14 protein-coding genes are annotated in these 16,938 nt (G+C 45.4%); 10 read left to right on the forward strand and 4 right to left on the reverse strand.

Features of this window, described 5'->3' with window-relative positions:
- A partial coding sequence (locus QZV86_RS06665) for a tail fiber protein (RefSeq protein WP_295625247.1) occupies positions 1–557 on the reverse strand: 557 nt, incomplete at its 3' end.
- A gap of 1,338 nt (positions 558–1,895) precedes the next feature.
- Entirely contained in the window at positions 1,896–2,342 is a 447-nt protein-coding gene (locus QZV86_RS06670) for a hypothetical protein (protein WP_295625250.1), read from the reverse strand.
- Between the two features lie 359 nt (positions 2,343–2,701).
- Here QZV86_RS06670 and QZV86_RS06675 point away from each other — a divergent pair, with 359 nt between their 5' ends.
- The 3 genes from QZV86_RS06675 (at position 2,702) to QZV86_RS06685 (ending at position 6,902) form a co-directional block, all read left to right on the forward strand.
- Entirely contained in the window at positions 2,702–3,931 is a 1,230-nt protein-coding gene (locus QZV86_RS06675; RefSeq protein WP_295625252.1) for a YcjF family protein, read from the forward strand.
- On the forward strand, positions 3,928–5,481 hold the full coding sequence (locus tag QZV86_RS06680; RefSeq protein ID WP_295625255.1) for a GTPase: 1,554 nt from the start codon (positions 3,928–3,930) through the stop codon (positions 5,479–5,481). The genes QZV86_RS06675 and QZV86_RS06680 overlap by 4 nt, the downstream gene beginning before the upstream one ends.
- Before the next feature lie 464 nt (positions 5,482–5,945).
- Positions 5,946–6,902, forward strand: a complete 957-nt coding sequence (locus QZV86_RS06685; protein ID WP_295625258.1) for a DUF2971 domain-containing protein — start codon at positions 5,946–5,948, stop codon at positions 6,900–6,902.
- A 35-nt stretch (positions 6,903–6,937) separates the two neighbouring features.
- On the opposite strand, the gene QZV86_RS06690 is transcribed toward QZV86_RS06685, so the two are convergent.
- A complete protein-coding gene (locus QZV86_RS06690; RefSeq protein WP_295625261.1) occupies positions 6,938–7,156 on the reverse strand; it encodes a hypothetical protein in 219 nt (72 codons plus the stop codon).
- A gap of 185 nt (positions 7,157–7,341) precedes the next feature.
- On the opposite strand from QZV86_RS06690, the gene QZV86_RS06695 reads away from it, so the two are divergent.
- From QZV86_RS06695 to rho, 6 genes are all read left to right on the forward strand, one after another.
- The gene (locus QZV86_RS06695) at positions 7,342–8,121 is read left to right on the forward strand and encodes a DUF3750 domain-containing protein (protein WP_295625263.1); all 780 of its coding nucleotides are present in this window, start codon (positions 7,342–7,344) and stop codon (positions 8,119–8,121) included.
- 116 nt (positions 8,122–8,237) lie between these two features.
- On the forward strand, positions 8,238–9,251 hold the full coding sequence (locus tag QZV86_RS06700) for an extracellular solute-binding protein (RefSeq protein WP_295625265.1): 1,014 nt from the start codon (positions 8,238–8,240) through the stop codon (positions 9,249–9,251).
- A 92-nt stretch (positions 9,252–9,343) separates the two neighbouring features.
- Positions 9,344–10,945: an iron ABC transporter permease gene (locus QZV86_RS06705; RefSeq protein WP_295625307.1), complete on the forward strand. Its 1,602-nt coding sequence runs from the start codon at positions 9,344–9,346 to the stop codon at positions 10,943–10,945.
- Positions 10,946–10,948: 3 nt separating this feature from the next.
- Complete coding sequence (locus QZV86_RS06710) at positions 10,949–12,004, forward strand: ABC transporter ATP-binding protein (protein ID WP_295625267.1); 1,056 nt, start codon at positions 10,949–10,951, stop codon at positions 12,002–12,004.
- Positions 12,005–12,226: 222 nt separating this feature from the next.
- Positions 12,227–12,553 (forward strand): thioredoxin TrxA, encoded by a 327-nt coding sequence (trxA, locus tag QZV86_RS06715; RefSeq protein ID WP_295625270.1) that lies wholly within the window; start codon positions 12,227–12,229, stop codon positions 12,551–12,553.
- A gap of 147 nt (positions 12,554–12,700) precedes the next feature.
- Complete coding sequence (gene rho, locus QZV86_RS06720) at positions 12,701–13,960, forward strand: transcription termination factor Rho (protein ID WP_292919099.1); 1,260 nt, start codon at positions 12,701–12,703, stop codon at positions 13,958–13,960.
- 303 nt (positions 13,961–14,263) lie between these two features.
- On the opposite strand, the gene QZV86_RS06725 is transcribed toward rho, so the two are convergent.
- Positions 14,264–15,826: a sigma 54-interacting transcriptional regulator gene (locus QZV86_RS06725; RefSeq protein WP_295625274.1), complete on the reverse strand. Its 1,563-nt coding sequence runs from the start codon at positions 15,824–15,826 to the stop codon at positions 14,264–14,266.
- 260 nt (positions 15,827–16,086) lie between these two features.
- Between QZV86_RS06725 and QZV86_RS06730 the strand changes: the two genes are divergently transcribed.
- A complete protein-coding gene (locus QZV86_RS06730; protein WP_295625276.1) occupies positions 16,087–16,740 on the forward strand; it encodes a carbonic anhydrase in 654 nt (217 codons plus the stop codon).
- Positions 16,741–16,938 lie beyond the last annotated feature (198 nt).

The raw sequence follows: 16,938 nt of genomic DNA on the forward strand, positions 1-16,938 counted from the left end.
GGTTGAGCAAGATTACCACTTATCGGACTGTCCGAATTTGCGAGGCCGCTTCTATTGGCCAGAGAATTTCCAGCCGCGGTTTTTATGTCAGCGTCACTATTCACCGCTTTCAATGTCGATGTTGCGGTACCACCCGGTGCTACGGCTGATGTGGAAGTCGAAGTGGCTGTGGCGAGATGATTGTGGACAGGCATATTATTCACAGTCAGCGCCATGTTTTCTGCGCCACTACCCTGTCCCATATCGAACATCGAGCCGCCAGGGTGCTGTCCTTTATGGACAGGAACTCTTCCCCGCATGTCAGGCAGGGCAAAAGTCGTCGTTCCATTGCCGCCATAAGTTGCACCAAGCAACGAGAAAAGCGCTTGATATTGACTAATAGGGAGTGTTTGCCCATCACATTGATACCATCCTTGCGGCGCAAAATTAAACGCTACATAATTTATCTCTCCGATAAATGGTTCCATTCCGGCATTTGCGCTGTTAGGTGCTGTGCTCATGAGCATCATGGCTGCGACCAAAGAAAAAAGACATGGTGTTTTCTTGCTCGGTTTCATCAGTTCTCCCCTTTATTAAGATTTAACTTCTACCTTCGTGTGTAACAATCTGATATTAAAGATGAATTACTCTTTGTACAATAGCATAGCAGTACGATAGCTCTTTCATAACGTTGTAATAAACGGTCTTATATCCTTTGTTTTTCGGTATACATTCAGCTGTTATCTGCTGTATCTGATGATGGGACGACGACATGATGAAATTAAGTGATCAGAAAAGGCAGCTATCCCCATAAAACCCGAATTAGTCGTTGTGAGATGATGGATCTTGAACGGATGACTATTAGGTTGCGGCCGTGGAAGAAAGAGCGAATTGACTGGAGTGTGGTTGTGGGGTGTGTTAAGAATCAAGGCAAGCCAAAAGAAGAGTTGTGTCAACTTGAGTTTTTCTAACACCTCGTGATCTTGCTATGGGGTTTCTTATATAAAATGTTGAAATTGAATGTTTATTTGTACTAAAAGATCTGGGAGCCGATAATAAAGCAAGGCGTTTTCACTAAGATCAACGGATATTTTACAAAACCAATTGGAAATTACTTGTACATTAATTTCCAGGTGGCTAGTAAATTGTCTTTGTGACTGGCCTTGCACTATGAAGTCGCCTGATACTCAATTAATGAGGTACACGAGTTCAATCTGATAATCTGGGATGTTGTCTGCGTTGCCATTTTGGAAATAATGTAATTCGCCCGCGTTGGTAAATACTGAAGAAAGGCTGCAGATAAAGAGAAAGTATTTTTAGGGAGGTAAGTTTTGGACACAAACTCATTTTGTTGAAACTATAGATAATACTAACGCAGAGGTTATTCGTCAGTATATATAAAATTAGCTCAAAGCGATGGGTGAGATGGAAGAAAAGTTTGAGCAGCTATCTCTCTTCTAAAACTCGGCTGCAAGCGACCGAGTTTTTTATTAACATTGATCTTCTGTGGGTTTCCGGGAGTTTTGTGCAAAAATTTTTGTGTAAGAACTGCGCACCGTATTTCAGGGATCGGTAAGTGAAACAATTACCCTATAGCTTACAAAGAAAACAACTCCTAGAAAGAGTATCCAATATTACCCAGCTAGTTTTGGGCTGAATGACTTATAACGATGGTAAAGCGCCAAATAAAACCAGACTGATTAATGGAAACACACCGAATAATACAAAACTGATTGTTGCTGCCTTGGCTACAAGATTCTGAGTTGTTTTCACAAGAAACTCCTTAGAAAGGTTAATAAAGAAAAATATTTAAATTATGTATGCATTATAGACTATATACTTCACAAAAAATTCACAATATTTTGACAAATAATTCATATATAGTAGATTTATTCGCGAATATATTGTTATATCAATTACTTGAAAATAATTTTTCTACCCAACGGTTTCTTATTCTCTCCATCGAGATTCTCGTTACTTGTCGTAATGAAATGGACGTATAGGGACGATACTGTCAAGTTAACCAACGAGAAATTGAAGCGAAAGCGATTCACTTTCATCAATAATTCATTGGAGTTCGAAACATGAGTCAGTGAATTAAGTCCATTGCATGAAATGTATAGACATGACTTCACGATAGTTTTTCGCTGCCAATAAATGCCGTCCTGGGCGAAAGAAAGATGCAATAACATCAAATCTTGCAAGAAATCTTTGAGTGTGCCCAGCAGATTTGAAGTTTCGCATTCGACGTTCTCGTTTCTGGGTTGATCGGTGTAAATTCTCAGTCCGATATCTTCGGTGGCGCGATCTGCAGTTCGTCGAGGTTGCGCTCGACAATTGTTTCCCGGCGGGGAAGCGGTCATATCGTAAAATCTTTCTAAAAGTATGGGGTGATGTTTTTAAATGGTGTCGAGCTTATTGCCAGATAGCCCAGTTATTCTTTAAATCAGATAGAAGATTCAATTATAAACCGGGCTATTATCATTATTCGGATCGAATAAAACGGGATTTGTAGCTTATTTTCTTGCACGATAAACATAAAATCGGATTCATCGCTTTCACGAGTTTCCGCACTTTGCGAAGCAACGCTGCGATGGATTCTTGATTTTCGTCCTATTGCGGATTTGACTGATGAGTGAAATATTCCTGCAGGGTTGCATTGTAAACTAAGCAATGATTCAAGCTGAATTCTGTTTGGCACTGATGATAAGATGGCAATGTGATGAAATTAAGTGATCTGAAAAACTGGACGAACTACTGGGAGCAGCTCCGCACAGCTTTGCTGGAGCCCAGAGTCGACGAAAATTTGCTGGAAGCATCTTTGCGCGAAGCACGAGCCAAGATGCCGGTGCCAGTGTTATGGCTATTGGGTAAAACACAGGCGGGCAAAACTTCGATTATCCGTGCATTGACCGGTAGCGCAGTGGCCGAAATCGGTAATGGCTTTCAGCCGTGCACTCGCAATTCCCGTTTTTATGATTTCCCGGCCGATATACCGATCGTCAGGTTTCTCGATACGCGTGGCTTGGGCGAAGTTTCCTATGATCCGGCTGACGATATTCAATACTGCGAATCTCAGGCGCATTTGCTGATAGCTGTGATGAAAGTGGCTGACATCAATCAGACCGCTGTGCTTGACGTGTTGCATTCCATCCGCCAGCGTCACCCCGAATGGCCCGTGCTGATCGTGCAAACGGGTTTGCATGAACTGTATCCGAGCGAATACGACCATCTGCACCCTTGGCCTTATGATGAGAACCCCTTGCCGGAAACGGTTCCGGTTGATTTGCGCCGCGCTTTACAGGCACAACGCAGTGCTTTGAAACCATTGCCCGGCTTTGCTGCCATGCGCTGGGTCGCAGTGGATTTAACCCTACCTGAAGATGGATTCGAGCCGCCTGATTATGGGCTGCAGGCATTGTGGCAGGCGATTGAATCGCTAACCTCATTGGGTCTGCAACATCAATTAAGTGGCGATAAGCAAGTGCACGATTTGTATGCGCGTGCCGCGCATCAGCATATCGTCGGTTACTCGCTAACCGCAGCAGGATTAGGCGCTTTACCGGTGGTTGACCTGGTTGCCGTGTCAGCAGTGCAGGCTAAATTGTTGCATAGTCTTGCAGTGTTATACGGGCAGTACTGGGATAAGAGTACCATCACGGAATTTCTGGGACTGGTAGGTGCGGGAATCGCATCCAGTTTTCTGACGCGCATGCTGAGCCGTGCTGTGGTCAAGGTAATTCCCTTCTGGGGGCAGACTGTGGGTGCGGTATGGGGTGCCAGTTCCAGCGGGGCGACTACTTACGCATTAGGAAAAGCGGCTATCTATTTTTTTGCCAGGCGCAAAGATGGCTTGAATGTCGATCCGAAAACCTTACGCCGGATTTATGCGGAGGAGCTGGAGCAGGGCGCTTCAATACTGAAAGATCGGTTGCGAGGTCAGTCGAAATGAAGAAACCGCTTCCAGCTGTTGATCCGCTACGATTATTGGTAGCCATTCTGCTGCTATTGCCGGTGCTGGCATTGATGGGTTTTGGTATTTTTTGGCTATGGCAAAGCGGGAACCTGCTGTATTGGCTGATTGCGATGGTGGTGTGCGGTGTTTTGGGCTATGGCCTGCAACAATTGCTGGTGCGGCAGGAACGCCAATTATTAATGAATACGACTACTGACCCTAATCCGGATTGGCCACCCAGCGCAGATGCGGTATGGCAGCAGGTTGAAGCGCTGGCCGCAAGCTGCAATCCAGAGGACTGGCCACTGGAAGATGGCCGCTGGATATCGGAGCTGGGACAGAAATCGATGGAAGCAGTGGCGCATTGTTATCATCCAGAGGTTGAGAAGCCACTGTATGAATTGACCGTGCCGCATACTTTACTGATTATTGAGCGGGCCAGTCGCGAGCTGCGCAGAGATATCGCCGAAAAAATACCCTTTAGCAATCGTCTAACGGTGGGCGATCTATTCCGGATTCAACGTTGGAAGACGAAGGCAGAGAAAGCATTTAACGTTTACCGCGCGGGCAGCATCCTCATTAATCCGGTGAATGCCTTATTGAGCGAAGCCTGGCGGCATTTGCGCGAGCGCAGTTTTGATCAGGCCAGAAATGAATTGCATCGCTGGTTTTTGCGGGCTTATGTGTGCAAAGTGGGTTATTACGCCATTGACCTATACAGTGGCCGCTTGCCACTTGGCGATGACGATCACACCGAATCAGCAACACCGGAATCCAGGGCTGATCTGGAGCAGACGGGTCAAACTGCAGCATCCGCGGTCGAGCCATTGCGGATTCTTGTTCTTGGCCGATCCAATTCGGGTAAATCCAGTTTGATCAACGCCTTGTTCGGGGAGCTCAAAACTGCTACAGATATTCTGACGGGCACTACCCAAGCGCTTGAGCCATTTGTATTATCACGCGAGGGATTCACCCAGGCACTGGTTTTCGATAGTCCAGGTTGCGATAGTCCGTTTTTTGATAGCAAGCAAATGCTGATAGCCGCTGGCAGCGCAGATTTGATCTTATGGGTCAGCCCGGCCAATCGTCCGGATCGGCAAGCTGAACGGCAATTTTTGGATGCCTTGCGCAGCTACCAAGCTGCACGAATGGATCGGCGCTCTGCGCCGCTGTTGGTTGCTGTTAGTTTTGTGGATCGGTTACGTCCGGCGAATGAATGGCAACCACCCTATGATTTGACCCACACAACGAATACCAAGTCAGCTAATATAACCGCCGCAGTGCGTGCCGTTGCTACTGATCTGGCTGTGCCGGCCGAGCAGGTTATTCCTGTCTGCTTGCTGGAGGGCAAAACGTATAATGTGGATGATACGCTGTGGGCGGCTATTCTGAACTATCAGGATGAAGCACTGAGAATCCGGTTGATGCGTTGTTTGGATGCCAAGAAAAGAGCGGAAGACTGGGTTATGCTACGACGTCAGATGGCCGGGGCAGGGCGGTTTTTGCGCGATTTGCCTGAGATGCTGGGTAAACGTACGGATAAGTAGTCTGTTTTATAAAGAAACCAGGCAACCTTAAAGCTATTGATATACCTGCTGGCTTGCTGATAGGAAAGGTTCTTGAACGGTGTGTTCCGAATGGTGGATGACAATCCGGCGCAGCCGCTCAGTGACAAGCTGAATATGATGCAAGAATATTTCATGATGCCTTTGGATTATCATGTTTCTTTACGTTGATGTTGCTTGAGCGAGGGTGAGGTAAATGGTGTGCTTGGTATATGTACTAGAAGGTATTTTCTTGCAAAGCCACTTAAAAATAAAAGCCTAAGGGATACTTAACCAAGTTATGACATTTCGTTCCAGATTATGAGATATTTTTTGTCGTATATATTATGTTATGCAGTTCGGCCAACGCTGGTTTCCTGCGATCAATCCATGGTCCTTTTTCAAATATCACGGTCGCTCTATTCACCCTGCGATTCAACCGAACGACTAATAGAAGAGCTCCGCGGATGAAGCGGCCGAAAACAGTGTTTCGCTATCAAAGTTTCAGTGCGCGGACGCTAGATTCGTTGTGTCGTGACACACTTCACTTCGCAGCCCCAACCGATTTCAACGATCCGCTGGATTGCTCGCCAGTTATTGAAACCGATTCGGATACAGAGACTCTTCGTTCGCTCTTGCGCGAATTGGTTTCGCGGAGGGTCGAGTCAGAGGTGGTTGCATCCTTGGAAGAAGCCAAGCTAAAAGGAGCTGGTGCGCAATCGCACGCGAAGAAGAAGGCGCTTCAGGCAGCAGAATATGAAATTTCAAATATCGCGTACAACGCTACAAATCCAGACTATGATATTGGGCTGGAGAGGGCGGAAGTAATGCTTTTAACCGCTGGCATAGAAAAAGAGCTATTGAGACATTACGCGAAGGGGGTATGCTGCTTTTCTTCCGAGATGTATAACCCATTGCTTTGGAGTCACTACGCAGATCAGCATCGCGGGTTTTGCGTTGGCTACGGATTTGATCGAGAGCCGAAACCCATTGTTCTGAAAGTTGTTTACGGTGGGAGCCGATCAATTCCGTCTAGTCTGGTTGCTTCCGCGCTACTCGAAGAAAGCGTTGATGCCAAAGTGCATTTAGACCGAGACGTCTTATTGCGTAAAGCACCTCAATGGAAGTACGAAAAGGAGTGGCGTCTGTTGGGTGCCAGAGGTGTTCATGATTCACCGCTGAAGCTGGAAGAAGTGACGTTTGGATTGCGTTGTGCTTTGTCGATTCAGCATACCGTGATTGCCTCCCTAGCTGGGCGGGATAACGATGTATCGTTCTACGAAATGTACGAAGATCGTAGTAGCTTCAGGTTGAGTCGACGCGCTGTTGATCTTGACGAGCTTCGAGTAAGTCTGCCGCACAGCGCGAGATCCAGCAATGAAATGTTTGAGCCATACAATAAGTCCGACTCTGATATCGATTGAATGGCTTGCAGCAGCATGCTTGGTGACTGCATAATTCAGCGCTCGACTCGGACATGCCAAGACACCGGAACCTGGGCTCCGCCCAGAACCTCGCGTCTCGGCAAATGCCGGTCAGCTTGGCGTTTGTCCTCTAATTTCACGGTCAAGCGGTTTTCTCTCGTCGCAGTAGTAGTCTCAAGGAAATTCTTTGTGCCGCATACATTAACCGTTTGTGCTTCACCGATGCTTGTTAGCCTATAGCGCCACGCAACCAACTATCATTAGCGTCACCATCTTTTGTGAGACTTGTTCTTAATGCAGCAGAACGCAGGTTCTCCTTTACTGAATGATGTCATAATTGAAATGAGCAGTGTAAGAACTAACGTTTTATGACACGTTGGTTAATCACGATCTGATCGCTTTATTCAAAAAATTATTAACTTAACCGGGTTTTCTCAAGATGTTGGTATCTGTTATGCAGAGCGCGAGTCGCTCTGTTTTGTTGGGTTGTTGGGTGATAATTTTGCTTGCCGGGTTGTTTTTCCCGCAACATGCGGAGGCGCAGTACTGGTGGAATGCGAGTCGCGAACCGGTTGGCATAGCGCCGGATCCCGCCACGAATCCTGAGGCGATTATTCAGGTTTATGGCGCGCGAGCTTTTGGTTGGCGCGGTTATTTTGGGATTCATACCTGGATTGCGGTGAAGCCTACGGGGGCTCAGTCTTACACTATTTATGAAGTGATCGGGTGGTTGCGGCGTAGCAAGCGGTCGGTGTTGGCGGTTTATGAAAATGCGCCTGACCGGCGCTGGTACGGGAATGTACCCGAGATCTTGGCAGAAAAAAGAGACGATGGTGTGGATGCGTTGATCGAAAAAATTGATCTGGCGGCTAACCGTTACCCCTACACGAAAGATTACACTATGTGGCCGGGGCCGAATTCCAATACCTTTACCGCTTGGGTTTCGCGCGCGGTGCCCGAGTTGCAGCTGGATTTGCCGCCCACGGCGATTGGCAAGGATTATCTGGGTTACCGGTTTATATCGCATGCTCCGAGTGGCAGTGGTTTGCAGATTTCATTTTTTGGCTTGCTGGGTGTGTTGATTAGCGCGGTGGAAGGGATTGAATTCAATTTTCTGGGTTTGTCTTTTGGTGTTAACTGGAACCCCATCGCCATTAAATTGCCACTGCTAGGACGCATGGAATTGAATTCATGGTCGCGGCCGGTAACCGAGAATTGATCCGGTTCTTGCCGTTTTTTGTTAGAGATATTTAATTGATAATTATTCTTATTCATACTATAGTGTTTGCCATTAATTAATTCGATTGATGAAACTTTTTCCCCGGAATTTCTCTCATGGTCAGCCCAAATCTAAGCCGTTTTCTTATTGTTGTTCCTTTGCTTTTTTCGTTATTTATTATTCATCCAGTGCATGCTAATGAAGTGGTTGTTTATTCCGCGCGAATTGAGCAACTCATTAAGCCGATGTTTGATGCTTTTACCCAGGAGACCGGGATTAAAGTTAAATACACTACCGACAACGAAGGCGCGTTGCTTGCCCGGCTGGAGGCGGAGGGGAAAAATACACCGGCCGATATGTTGATAACTGCGGATGTTGGTAATCTCTGGGCAGCTGCACAGAAAGGATTGTTAAAACCGGTTAAGTCCGAGGCGCTTGAGGGTAATATCCCGGCGTATTTGCGCGATCCGGATAATGCGTGGTTTGGGCTGTCGATACGCGCCAGGACTTTGGTTTATAACACCAAAAAAGTAAAGCCCGAGGAGCTTTCAACCTATGAAAATCTTGCCGATCCCAAGTGGAAAAAACGGCTCTGTTTACGCACTTCGAAGAAAGTGTATAACCAATCGCTTGTGGCAATGATGATTGCTGAACATGGCGTAGCTGAGACGGAAAAGATTGTTAAGGGTTGGGTGGCTAATCTGGCAACCGATCCGCTATCCGATGATACCCGTGCATTGGAATTTGTAGCCGCTGGAAAATGTGATGTGACATTGGTCAATACCTATTATTTTGGCCGCTTAATGAAACAGGATCCCAATTTGCCGCTGGCGATTTTCTGGCCCAATCAGGATAGCAGTGGTGTGCATGTCAATATTTCAGGTGCGGGAGTCACGCGCTATGCTCGCAACGAACAGGCTGCCATTAAATTATTGGAATTCTTGTCGTCTGCTAAAGCACAAAACCTTTTCGCTGATGTGAATATGGAATATCCGGTTAATCCTAAAATTGCGGCTGATCCATTTGTCGCAACGTGGGGTGATTTTAAACAAAACTCAATGAATCTGGTTAAAGCCGGAGAATTGCAGACGACTGCCGTAAAGCTGATGGATCGCGCAGGATACCGGTAAAGCGGCGTGAGTAAGTCGGCACATGCGGTGGTGAAAAATCAGTTTCCTGAAAGCGCAAGATTTTTTCTGTTTTCCTTTTTCTTAAACGTTTGATGATTAGTTGGCGCTGGATACCTTTTGTCGCCGCTGCATTGGTACTGGCACCCGTTGGTGTGATTTTTTCATCCGTGTTGGCGCCGGCAAGTGAGATTTGGCAGCATCTGGTTGAAACCACACTGATTTCCTTGTTGCTCAATACGTTCTGGTTGGTATTGGGGGTAATCGTTGGAACGGCACTACTGGGTATCAGCCTGGCCTGGTTCACCGCTGTTTATGAATTTCCCGGACGACGATTCTTTTCCTGGGCGTTGTTATTGCCGATGGCGATCCCTGCCTATGTAACAGCCTTTGTTGTATTGGGTTTGTTTGACTTTACCGGCCCGATACAAACTACATTGCGTGCTTGGTTGGATTCTGATCTGTCCTGGTTTCCGGATATACGTGGCAGAATGGGCGTTATTATCGTCATGACCTTGGCTTTTTATCCTTATGTCTATTTGCTGGCGCGGAATGCTTTCTTGAGCCAAGGCAAGCGTTCGTTGGAGGTTGCACAATCACTTGGCTTCAGCCGCAAGCAGGGTTTCTTCAAAGTGGTGTTGCCGATGGCGCGTCCCTGGATAGCTGGGGGTATCATGCTGGTGTCAATGGAAACATTGGCGGATTTTGGAACAGTCGCGGTGTTTAATTACAATACATTTACCACAGCCATCTACAAAGCGTGGTTTAGCATGTTTTCATTGCATGCCGCTTCTCAGCTTGCTTCTTTATTGATTATTATAGTCTTTATTGTGATTGTGTTGGAACAACAGTTCAGATCGCGTATGCGTTATGCGGAAGCGAAAAGAAGTGCGAGAGTACAGCGTATTCAGTTGGCAGGTTGGCATAATTGGGTGGTTACCGGTTTTGTGATCAGTGTATTATTTTTTGCATTTTTTCTGCCGGTTGCACAACTGTGTTATTGGGCCCTGCAATCGTTTGTACAGGATTACGATGTGGGTCGTTACCTGGAATTTCTCTGGCATTCCCTGACCTTATCCGGTCTGGCGGCTTTATTGATCTGTCTGGTTGTAATTGCTATGGTTTATGCGCTGCGGCGTTATCCTGATTCTGCTACGCGTTATGCCGTGCGCACCGCAACCATTGGGTATGCATTGCCTGGTACAGTGTTGGCAATTGGCGTGTACGTGCCGTTGGTCTGGCTGGATGGGCAGCTCAGTGAATTGGCGTTACACTGGTTTCAAATAGAAACAGGTCCGTTGATTCAGGGCACATTAGCCATTATGCTGATTGCTTATTTGATACGATTTATGGCCGTGAGTCATTATCCCATTGATAGCGCAATGCAACGGGTCACGCACAGCGTTGATGAGGCGGCGATGAGTTTGGGCGTGCATGGCTGGGCAATGATCAGAACAGTACATATTCCAATATTGAAACCCGGTATTTTTACCGCTGCCACCTTGGTGTTTGTCGACGTGATGAAGGAGATGCCGATTACGCTGATGACCCGCCCATTTGGCTGGGATACGCTGGCAGTCCGAATCTATGAGATGACTTCAGAAGGCCAGTGGGAACAGGCGGCTTTACCGGCGGTTACGTTGATACTGGCTGGATTAATACCGATATATTTGTTTATGCGTCAAACTGAAATCTAAGTAATGAGTGCTATATTGTTGCAATTGAATAATATCCGACAAGCTTATGGTGAGCAGGTCGTGATTCATGATTTAACCTTGTCCTTGCAGAAAGGGCAAATCGGTTGTTTGCTCGGACCGAGCGGTTGCGGTAAAACTACGGCGTTACGCTGTATTGCAGGATTTGAGTCAGTATTGGCCGGGGAAATTATCCTCAACGGTATTTGTGTTAGTAGCGCGGATGTTTTTGTGCCACCGGAACAAAGGCGCATTGGCATGGTTTTTCAAGATTACGCGTTATTTCCACATCTGGATGTAACTGCTAACATCGGTTTTGGCTTGCATCGCTTAACCAAGGTGGAGCGTGCGCGGCGTGTCGATGAGTTGCTGCATGTGGTGCATTTGACCGAAGCCTCTAAAAAATATCCGCATGAATTATCAGGTGGACAGCAGCAACGCGTGGCGCTGGCGCGCGCATTGGCACCTAAACCAGAGTTGTTGTTGTTGGACGAGCCTTTTTCCAATCTGGATATCAGCTTGCGTGAACGCTTAAGTATCGAAGTGCGCGAGATTATTAAGAACCAGGGGATTACCGCTATCCTGGTTACCCATGATCAAGCTGAAGCATTTGCGATAGCTGACGAAATTGGCGTCATGTATCGTGGTGAGATGCAGCAGTTAGATACTGCCTTTAATTTGTATCATCAACCGGCGAATCGGTTTGTTGCCAACTTCATCGGGCAAGGCGTATTTCTTCCAGGGAAGGTGATTAATGCGCAACAGATTGAAATCGAATTGGGGATTTTAGAGAGTGAGATTCCTCATCAACATGAGAATGGTTGTATCGTAGATGTATTGTTACGGCCGGATGATATCGTTCACGATGACCACAGTTCACTGCAGGCAACAATTGTGTGCAAGGCATTTCGTGGCGCAGAGATTTTATACACGCTGCGACTTGCTGGCGGAGCGCGAGTATTGGCATTAGTACCCAGTCATCATAATCACGCTCTTGGCGAGAAAATAGGTATCAAGCCTGAAGTTGATCATATTGTGGCATTTCAACAATTGGGATCATGAGACTTGATTTTTGAGTCAATTTTGTATGAAAATTTGACCAGATTAGCTTTTTAACTACTTTTTGGGGCATTGCTACTTCCCTTTTAATAGTTTTTTCTATAGCATAATCAGATTGGTATTTTATACCTCTCTTTTACGGCTTTATTCCAAACAATCACGTACCCAGTCTCAGAGATAATATTTGGGACTACAATTCCAGAAATAATTTTAATGAGGGATTTTATGAGTCAGCATATCCATTACGTTACCGACGATAATTTTGAAACAGAAGTCTTGCAGTCGACTGCTCCCGTGCTGGTTGACTATTGGGCAGAGTGGTGTGGTCCTTGCAAAATGATAGCACCCATACTTGACGAAATTGCGAAGGAGTATGGAGAGCGACTTAAGGTGGCGAAACTGAACATTGATGAGAATCAATTAACACCGCCTAAATATGGCATTCGTGGTATCCCGACATTAATGCTTTTTAAAAATGGCAATATAGAAGCAACAAAAGTGGGTGCGTTATCAAAATCGCAGTTAACAGCGTTTATTGACAGTCACATTTAAACTCGCTAGGCTAGTCTAAAAGCAGATAGATTTGAGGACTTGCATTGATAAAAATCACATCACGGCTTTTTTTATTACTCCATCTGTAACATTTTCCTTTCCAGTATCCTTATTTTTTCCTAAGTATTCTTTTTCAAGAGCTTTCTCATGCGCTTATCTGATCTAAAAAATTTACATGTCACTGAATTAGTGAAAATGGCCGTCGAAAACGAAATTGACGGCGCCAATCGAATGCGAAAGCAAGACGTAATTTTTGCGTTGCTTAAAAATCAGGCACGTAAGGGTGAGAATATTTATGGTCATGGGACATTGGAAGTGCTGCAAGATGGATTTGGCTTTTTACGTTCCCCAGATACTTCATATTTAGCCGGCCCGGATGATATTTATATTTCGCCGAGCCAAATCCGACGTTTTAACTTGCATACCGGTGATTCAATCGATGGAGAGATCCGTCCGCCCAAAGATGGAGAGCGTTATTTTGCACTGGTAAAAGTTGATAAAGTTAATAACGAGCCACCAGAAAATTCTAAACAGAAAATTCTGTTTGAAAATTTGACGCCGCTATTTCCTGATGAACGATTGATACTTGAACGAGATATTAAAGCTGAAGAAAACATTACTAGTCGTATTATCGATTTGATTGCTCCGATCGGTAAGGGGCAACGTGGGTTGCTGGTGGCTAGCCCTAAATCAGGCAAAACCGTCATGTTGCAACATATTGCGCACGCCATCGCAGCTAATCATCCGGATGTGATTCTGATGGTGCTATTGATCGATGAACGCCCGGAAGAAGTCACGGAAATGATCCGGTCTGTCAGAGGAGAAGTGATTTCTTCTACCTTCGATGAATCCGCCTCACGGCATGTGCAAGTAGCCGAGATGGTCATTGAAAAAGCCAAGCGTTTGGTCGAGCACAAGAAAGATGTGGTAATACTGCTGGATTCGATTACACGTCTGGCTCGTGCTTATAACGCCATAGTGCCCGCATCCGGGAAGGTGCTGACGGGTGGCGTGGATGCAAGCGCGTTGCAGCGTCCTAAGCGTTTCTTTGGTGCTGCGCGAAATATAGAAGAAGGCGGATCGTTGACTATTATTGCAACCGCCTTGATTGATACCGGGTCACGGATGGATGACGTGATTTATGAGGAATTCAAAGGTACTGGTAATATGGAAATTCATCTTGATCGTCGCATGGCCGAGAAACGGATTTATCCTTCAATTAACGTGAACCGATCAAGCACACGTCGTGAAGAACTATTGATCGCTCCCGAAGTTTTGCAGAAAATCTGGGTGTTGCGTAAGTTGCTGCATCCAATGGATGATATGGATGCAATGGGGTTTCTATTGGATAAAATCAAAGGTACTAAAAACAACTCTGATTTTTTTGATTCAATGAGACGGGTGTAGAATTAAGTCTTTTTAATGCAGAGATAATAATGGAATAGATGGCCGCTATCCTAAAATCGGTATAGAAATTTCAATTATTTGTCTCATCGATACCATCTGATTTTCTTAGAAAAATATGCAGTGCCGGTAAACCAGAATCAGAGCTTCTATCCAACAGGCCGTTGAAAAACTATCTGCATTGCCGCTGCGGTGTTAAAAACAGGTTTAAAGTGCTCATTTATTAGGCATAAACTACGCTTTTTCACCTGTTTTTGCCTTGATCAGCTGCTTCGAAAATGTTTTTCAACGGTCTGCTAATTGCTATTAATCATAACTTCTGAAATTCATTAAGTTAATTTTGTATTTTTTTAGCTTAGCGTAAACAGCGCGCGATGTGATTCCCATATTTTCAGAGACACTTTTTATATTTCCGTGATGCTGCTTTAAAGCTGTTTCAAGAAACGATTTCTCTATCTTGGCAAGCGACTGTTCTTTCAAGTCTTTCCATTCCACAGCACCTCCGGTCTTAAGTGGAAGCTCTAAATCCAGTTCGGTCATTTCTCTGCCGCAGGCAAACAGCATGCTGCGCTCAAGAATATTTTCCAGCTCGCGAACATTGCCTGGCCAATGATAGGCGCGTATTTTATGCATGACTTCACGGCTTACTGATTCAATTTCTTTGTTATACCGATTGTTTAACCGCTGGATAATCAATTGCACAAGGTAAGGTAAATCTTCCGGTCGTTCGGTCAACGAAGGGATGTTTAAGCGGACTACGTTGATACGGTAATACAGATCATTGCGAAATAAATCTTGCTTGACCAGATCTTCCAGATTTTGGTTTGTGGCTGAAATGATCCTGACATCAACTGCCAATGTTTGTTTTCCGCCGACTCTTTCCAGCTCTGCTTCCTGGATTACACGAAGCAACCGGGTTTGTGCTGCGGGCGATAATGAGTCAACTTCGTCCAGAAACAAGGTGCCGCCTTCGGCTCGCTCGAAATAGCCATGGTGTACTTCTATGGCGCCAGTAAAAGCGCCTTTCTCGTGTCCAAACAAGGCGGTTTCAATCAGACTTTCCGGGATTGCGCCACAGTTAATAGTGATAAATGGTTTGTGGTGGCGATCGCTCATCGCGTGTATGGCGCGCGCTATCAATTCTTTACCTACACCTGTTTGGCCCTGAATTAACACCGTCGCTGGAGTAGGTGCAATAACCTCGATTGATTGCAGTATTTTTTGCATCATCGGTGATTTTGCTATGATCGCAGGAGGTTGATATTTTTTTGATATTTGCTTGCTTTGCTTGTGCCAAAGCCTTTGCAAGTTTGTCTCAATCCGGCACTGCAATTCATTTATATCATTAATTTCCTTGACGGGTGTTGTATCAGTATATTCCATTCCAGTATGTCCTTTTGCCGCTTGTGGATTGGTGTAAATACAAACATCGCATTTGCCATCTTGGCGGGCTATGCTTTTCTTAATTTCAACCTTGGCATAACCAAAATTTCTGGCTGCGATGCCTCCAAATACACTGGAAGTCATTCTGCATAACTCAGGAAAATTGGTCACTTGTTCGCCGAAAGGACAGCAGGAATTTGTAACAGTAATACAATCTTGATTGCTGGAAACAAGTGAAAATTTACCGCCGATATTGTTCTTGATATCGAGTATGAGTTCGGTGTAGCTTTCAACATCAAGCTGCTCATTTTTATGTGTATTATCTCGATAAGTTTCTTCAAAAAAGCATCCAGCAGTTTTAGCGATATGCTCAATCAATTGTTCGCAATGCTTCTGACCTTGTTGTTCGCTGGCATGCATTAGTTCAAGAATAAAGGTTTGCAAAAAAAAGACTGGTGTTAATTCGGAGAGAGGGCTATTTTTCATAGATTATGACTTGGATGTGAAGTTAAACTTCATTGATTGAAGCATAGCTACGCTGATGTGGCAACATATTAAAGTTAACTGATTGTAATCAATGGTTAATATATTACTTTCTAAGTGGCATGGTATTTGCTGGTAATCTTAATGCATCTGAAAATAACCAGATGTACGGGCTAAGCATCCGTTATGCAGCCGTCATAATTTAAATAAAAGTAGATTCGCAAGGATTTTAAAATTCTACGTATTAACAAGGAGAGTCAAAATTGAAAACACTCAAAGAGGAATTGAGCACACGCGTCGCCGCATATGATCACTGGGCAGAACGTCGTCGTCATGGACCGGACGGACATAATAACCGCAAGTTATGGGTGCTGGCTTGTATGGACGAACGTCTGCCGATCGATGAAGCGCTTGGTATTCAAGTGGATACCCCAGCAGGTGGCGGGGATGCGCACTGCTTTCGCAATGCGGGGGGTATCGTCACTGACGATGCAATTCGCTCGGCGATGCTGACTTGCAATTTTTTTGGTACCAAGGAAATCGTCATAGTACAGCATACGCAATGTGGCATGCTGTCTGCAAATGCGACCGATCTGGAGAAAATGCTGCGCGACAAGGGGGTCGACACCGATAATATCGCGCTGGACCCGACATTGCCCGAATTGAAACTGGAGCAAGGGGCTTTTGCCAAATGGATTGGGATGATGGATGATGTAGATGAGACTTGTATGAAGACGATAGAAATATTTAAGAATCATCCGCTTATCCCGAAGGATGTGGTCATCAGCGGCTGGATTTGGGAAGTTGAAACGCGTCGGCTGAGAGCACCCACACGAGATGCTGAAAAAAGAGCGAGAACCGATGTCATTTCAGATCAATTTGGTGTCAAAGGGAAGCAGCCGCCTCGTTGGAGCTGAATTTAAGAAATAAAGCCTGAAAGCGTGATCATTTGTGATATCAAGTGGTCACGTTTTAACAGGCCGTTGAAAAACATTTTCGAAGCAGCTGATGCAAGGCAAAAACGGGTGAAAAGGCGCATTATGCCTAATAAATGAGCGTCTTGAACCTGCTTTTAACACCGCAGCGGCAATGCAGATAGTTTTTCAACGGGCTGT

Source organism: uncultured Nitrosomonas sp., assembly GCF_902826915.1.
Classification (GTDB): Bacteria; Pseudomonadota; Gammaproteobacteria; order Burkholderiales; family Nitrosomonadaceae; genus Nitrosomonas.

Excerpts from the sequence above, each read along its gene's own strand:
- QZV86_RS06670 (WP_295625250.1), bottom strand. The coding sequence starts at position 2,342 with ATGACCGCTTCCCCGCCGGGAAACAATTGTCGAGCGCAACCTCGACGA.
- QZV86_RS06675 (WP_295625252.1), top strand. The coding sequence starts at position 2,702 with ATGAAATTAAGTGATCTGAAAAACTGGACGAACTACTGGGAGCAGCTC.
- QZV86_RS06680 (WP_295625255.1), top strand. The coding sequence starts at position 3,928 with ATGAAGAAACCGCTTCCAGCTGTTGATCCGCTACGATTATTGGTAGCC.
- QZV86_RS06685 (WP_295625258.1), top strand. The coding sequence starts at position 5,946 with ATGAAGCGGCCGAAAACAGTGTTTCGCTATCAAAGTTTCAGTGCGCGG.
- QZV86_RS06695 (WP_295625263.1), top strand. The coding sequence starts at position 7,342 with ATGTTGGTATCTGTTATGCAGAGCGCGAGTCGCTCTGTTTTGTTGGGT.
- QZV86_RS06700 (WP_295625265.1), top strand. The coding sequence starts at position 8,238 with ATGGTCAGCCCAAATCTAAGCCGTTTTCTTATTGTTGTTCCTTTGCTT.
- QZV86_RS06705 (WP_295625307.1), top strand. The coding sequence starts at position 9,344 with ATGATTAGTTGGCGCTGGATACCTTTTGTCGCCGCTGCATTGGTACTG.
- QZV86_RS06710 (WP_295625267.1), top strand. The coding sequence starts at position 10,949 with ATGAGTGCTATATTGTTGCAATTGAATAATATCCGACAAGCTTATGGT.
- trxA (WP_295625270.1), top strand. The coding sequence starts at position 12,227 with ATGAGTCAGCATATCCATTACGTTACCGACGATAATTTTGAAACAGAA.
- rho (WP_292919099.1), top strand. The coding sequence starts at position 12,701 with ATGCGCTTATCTGATCTAAAAAATTTACATGTCACTGAATTAGTGAAA.
- QZV86_RS06725 (WP_295625274.1), bottom strand. The coding sequence starts at position 15,826 with ATGAAAAATAGCCCTCTCTCCGAATTAACACCAGTCTTTTTTTTGCAA.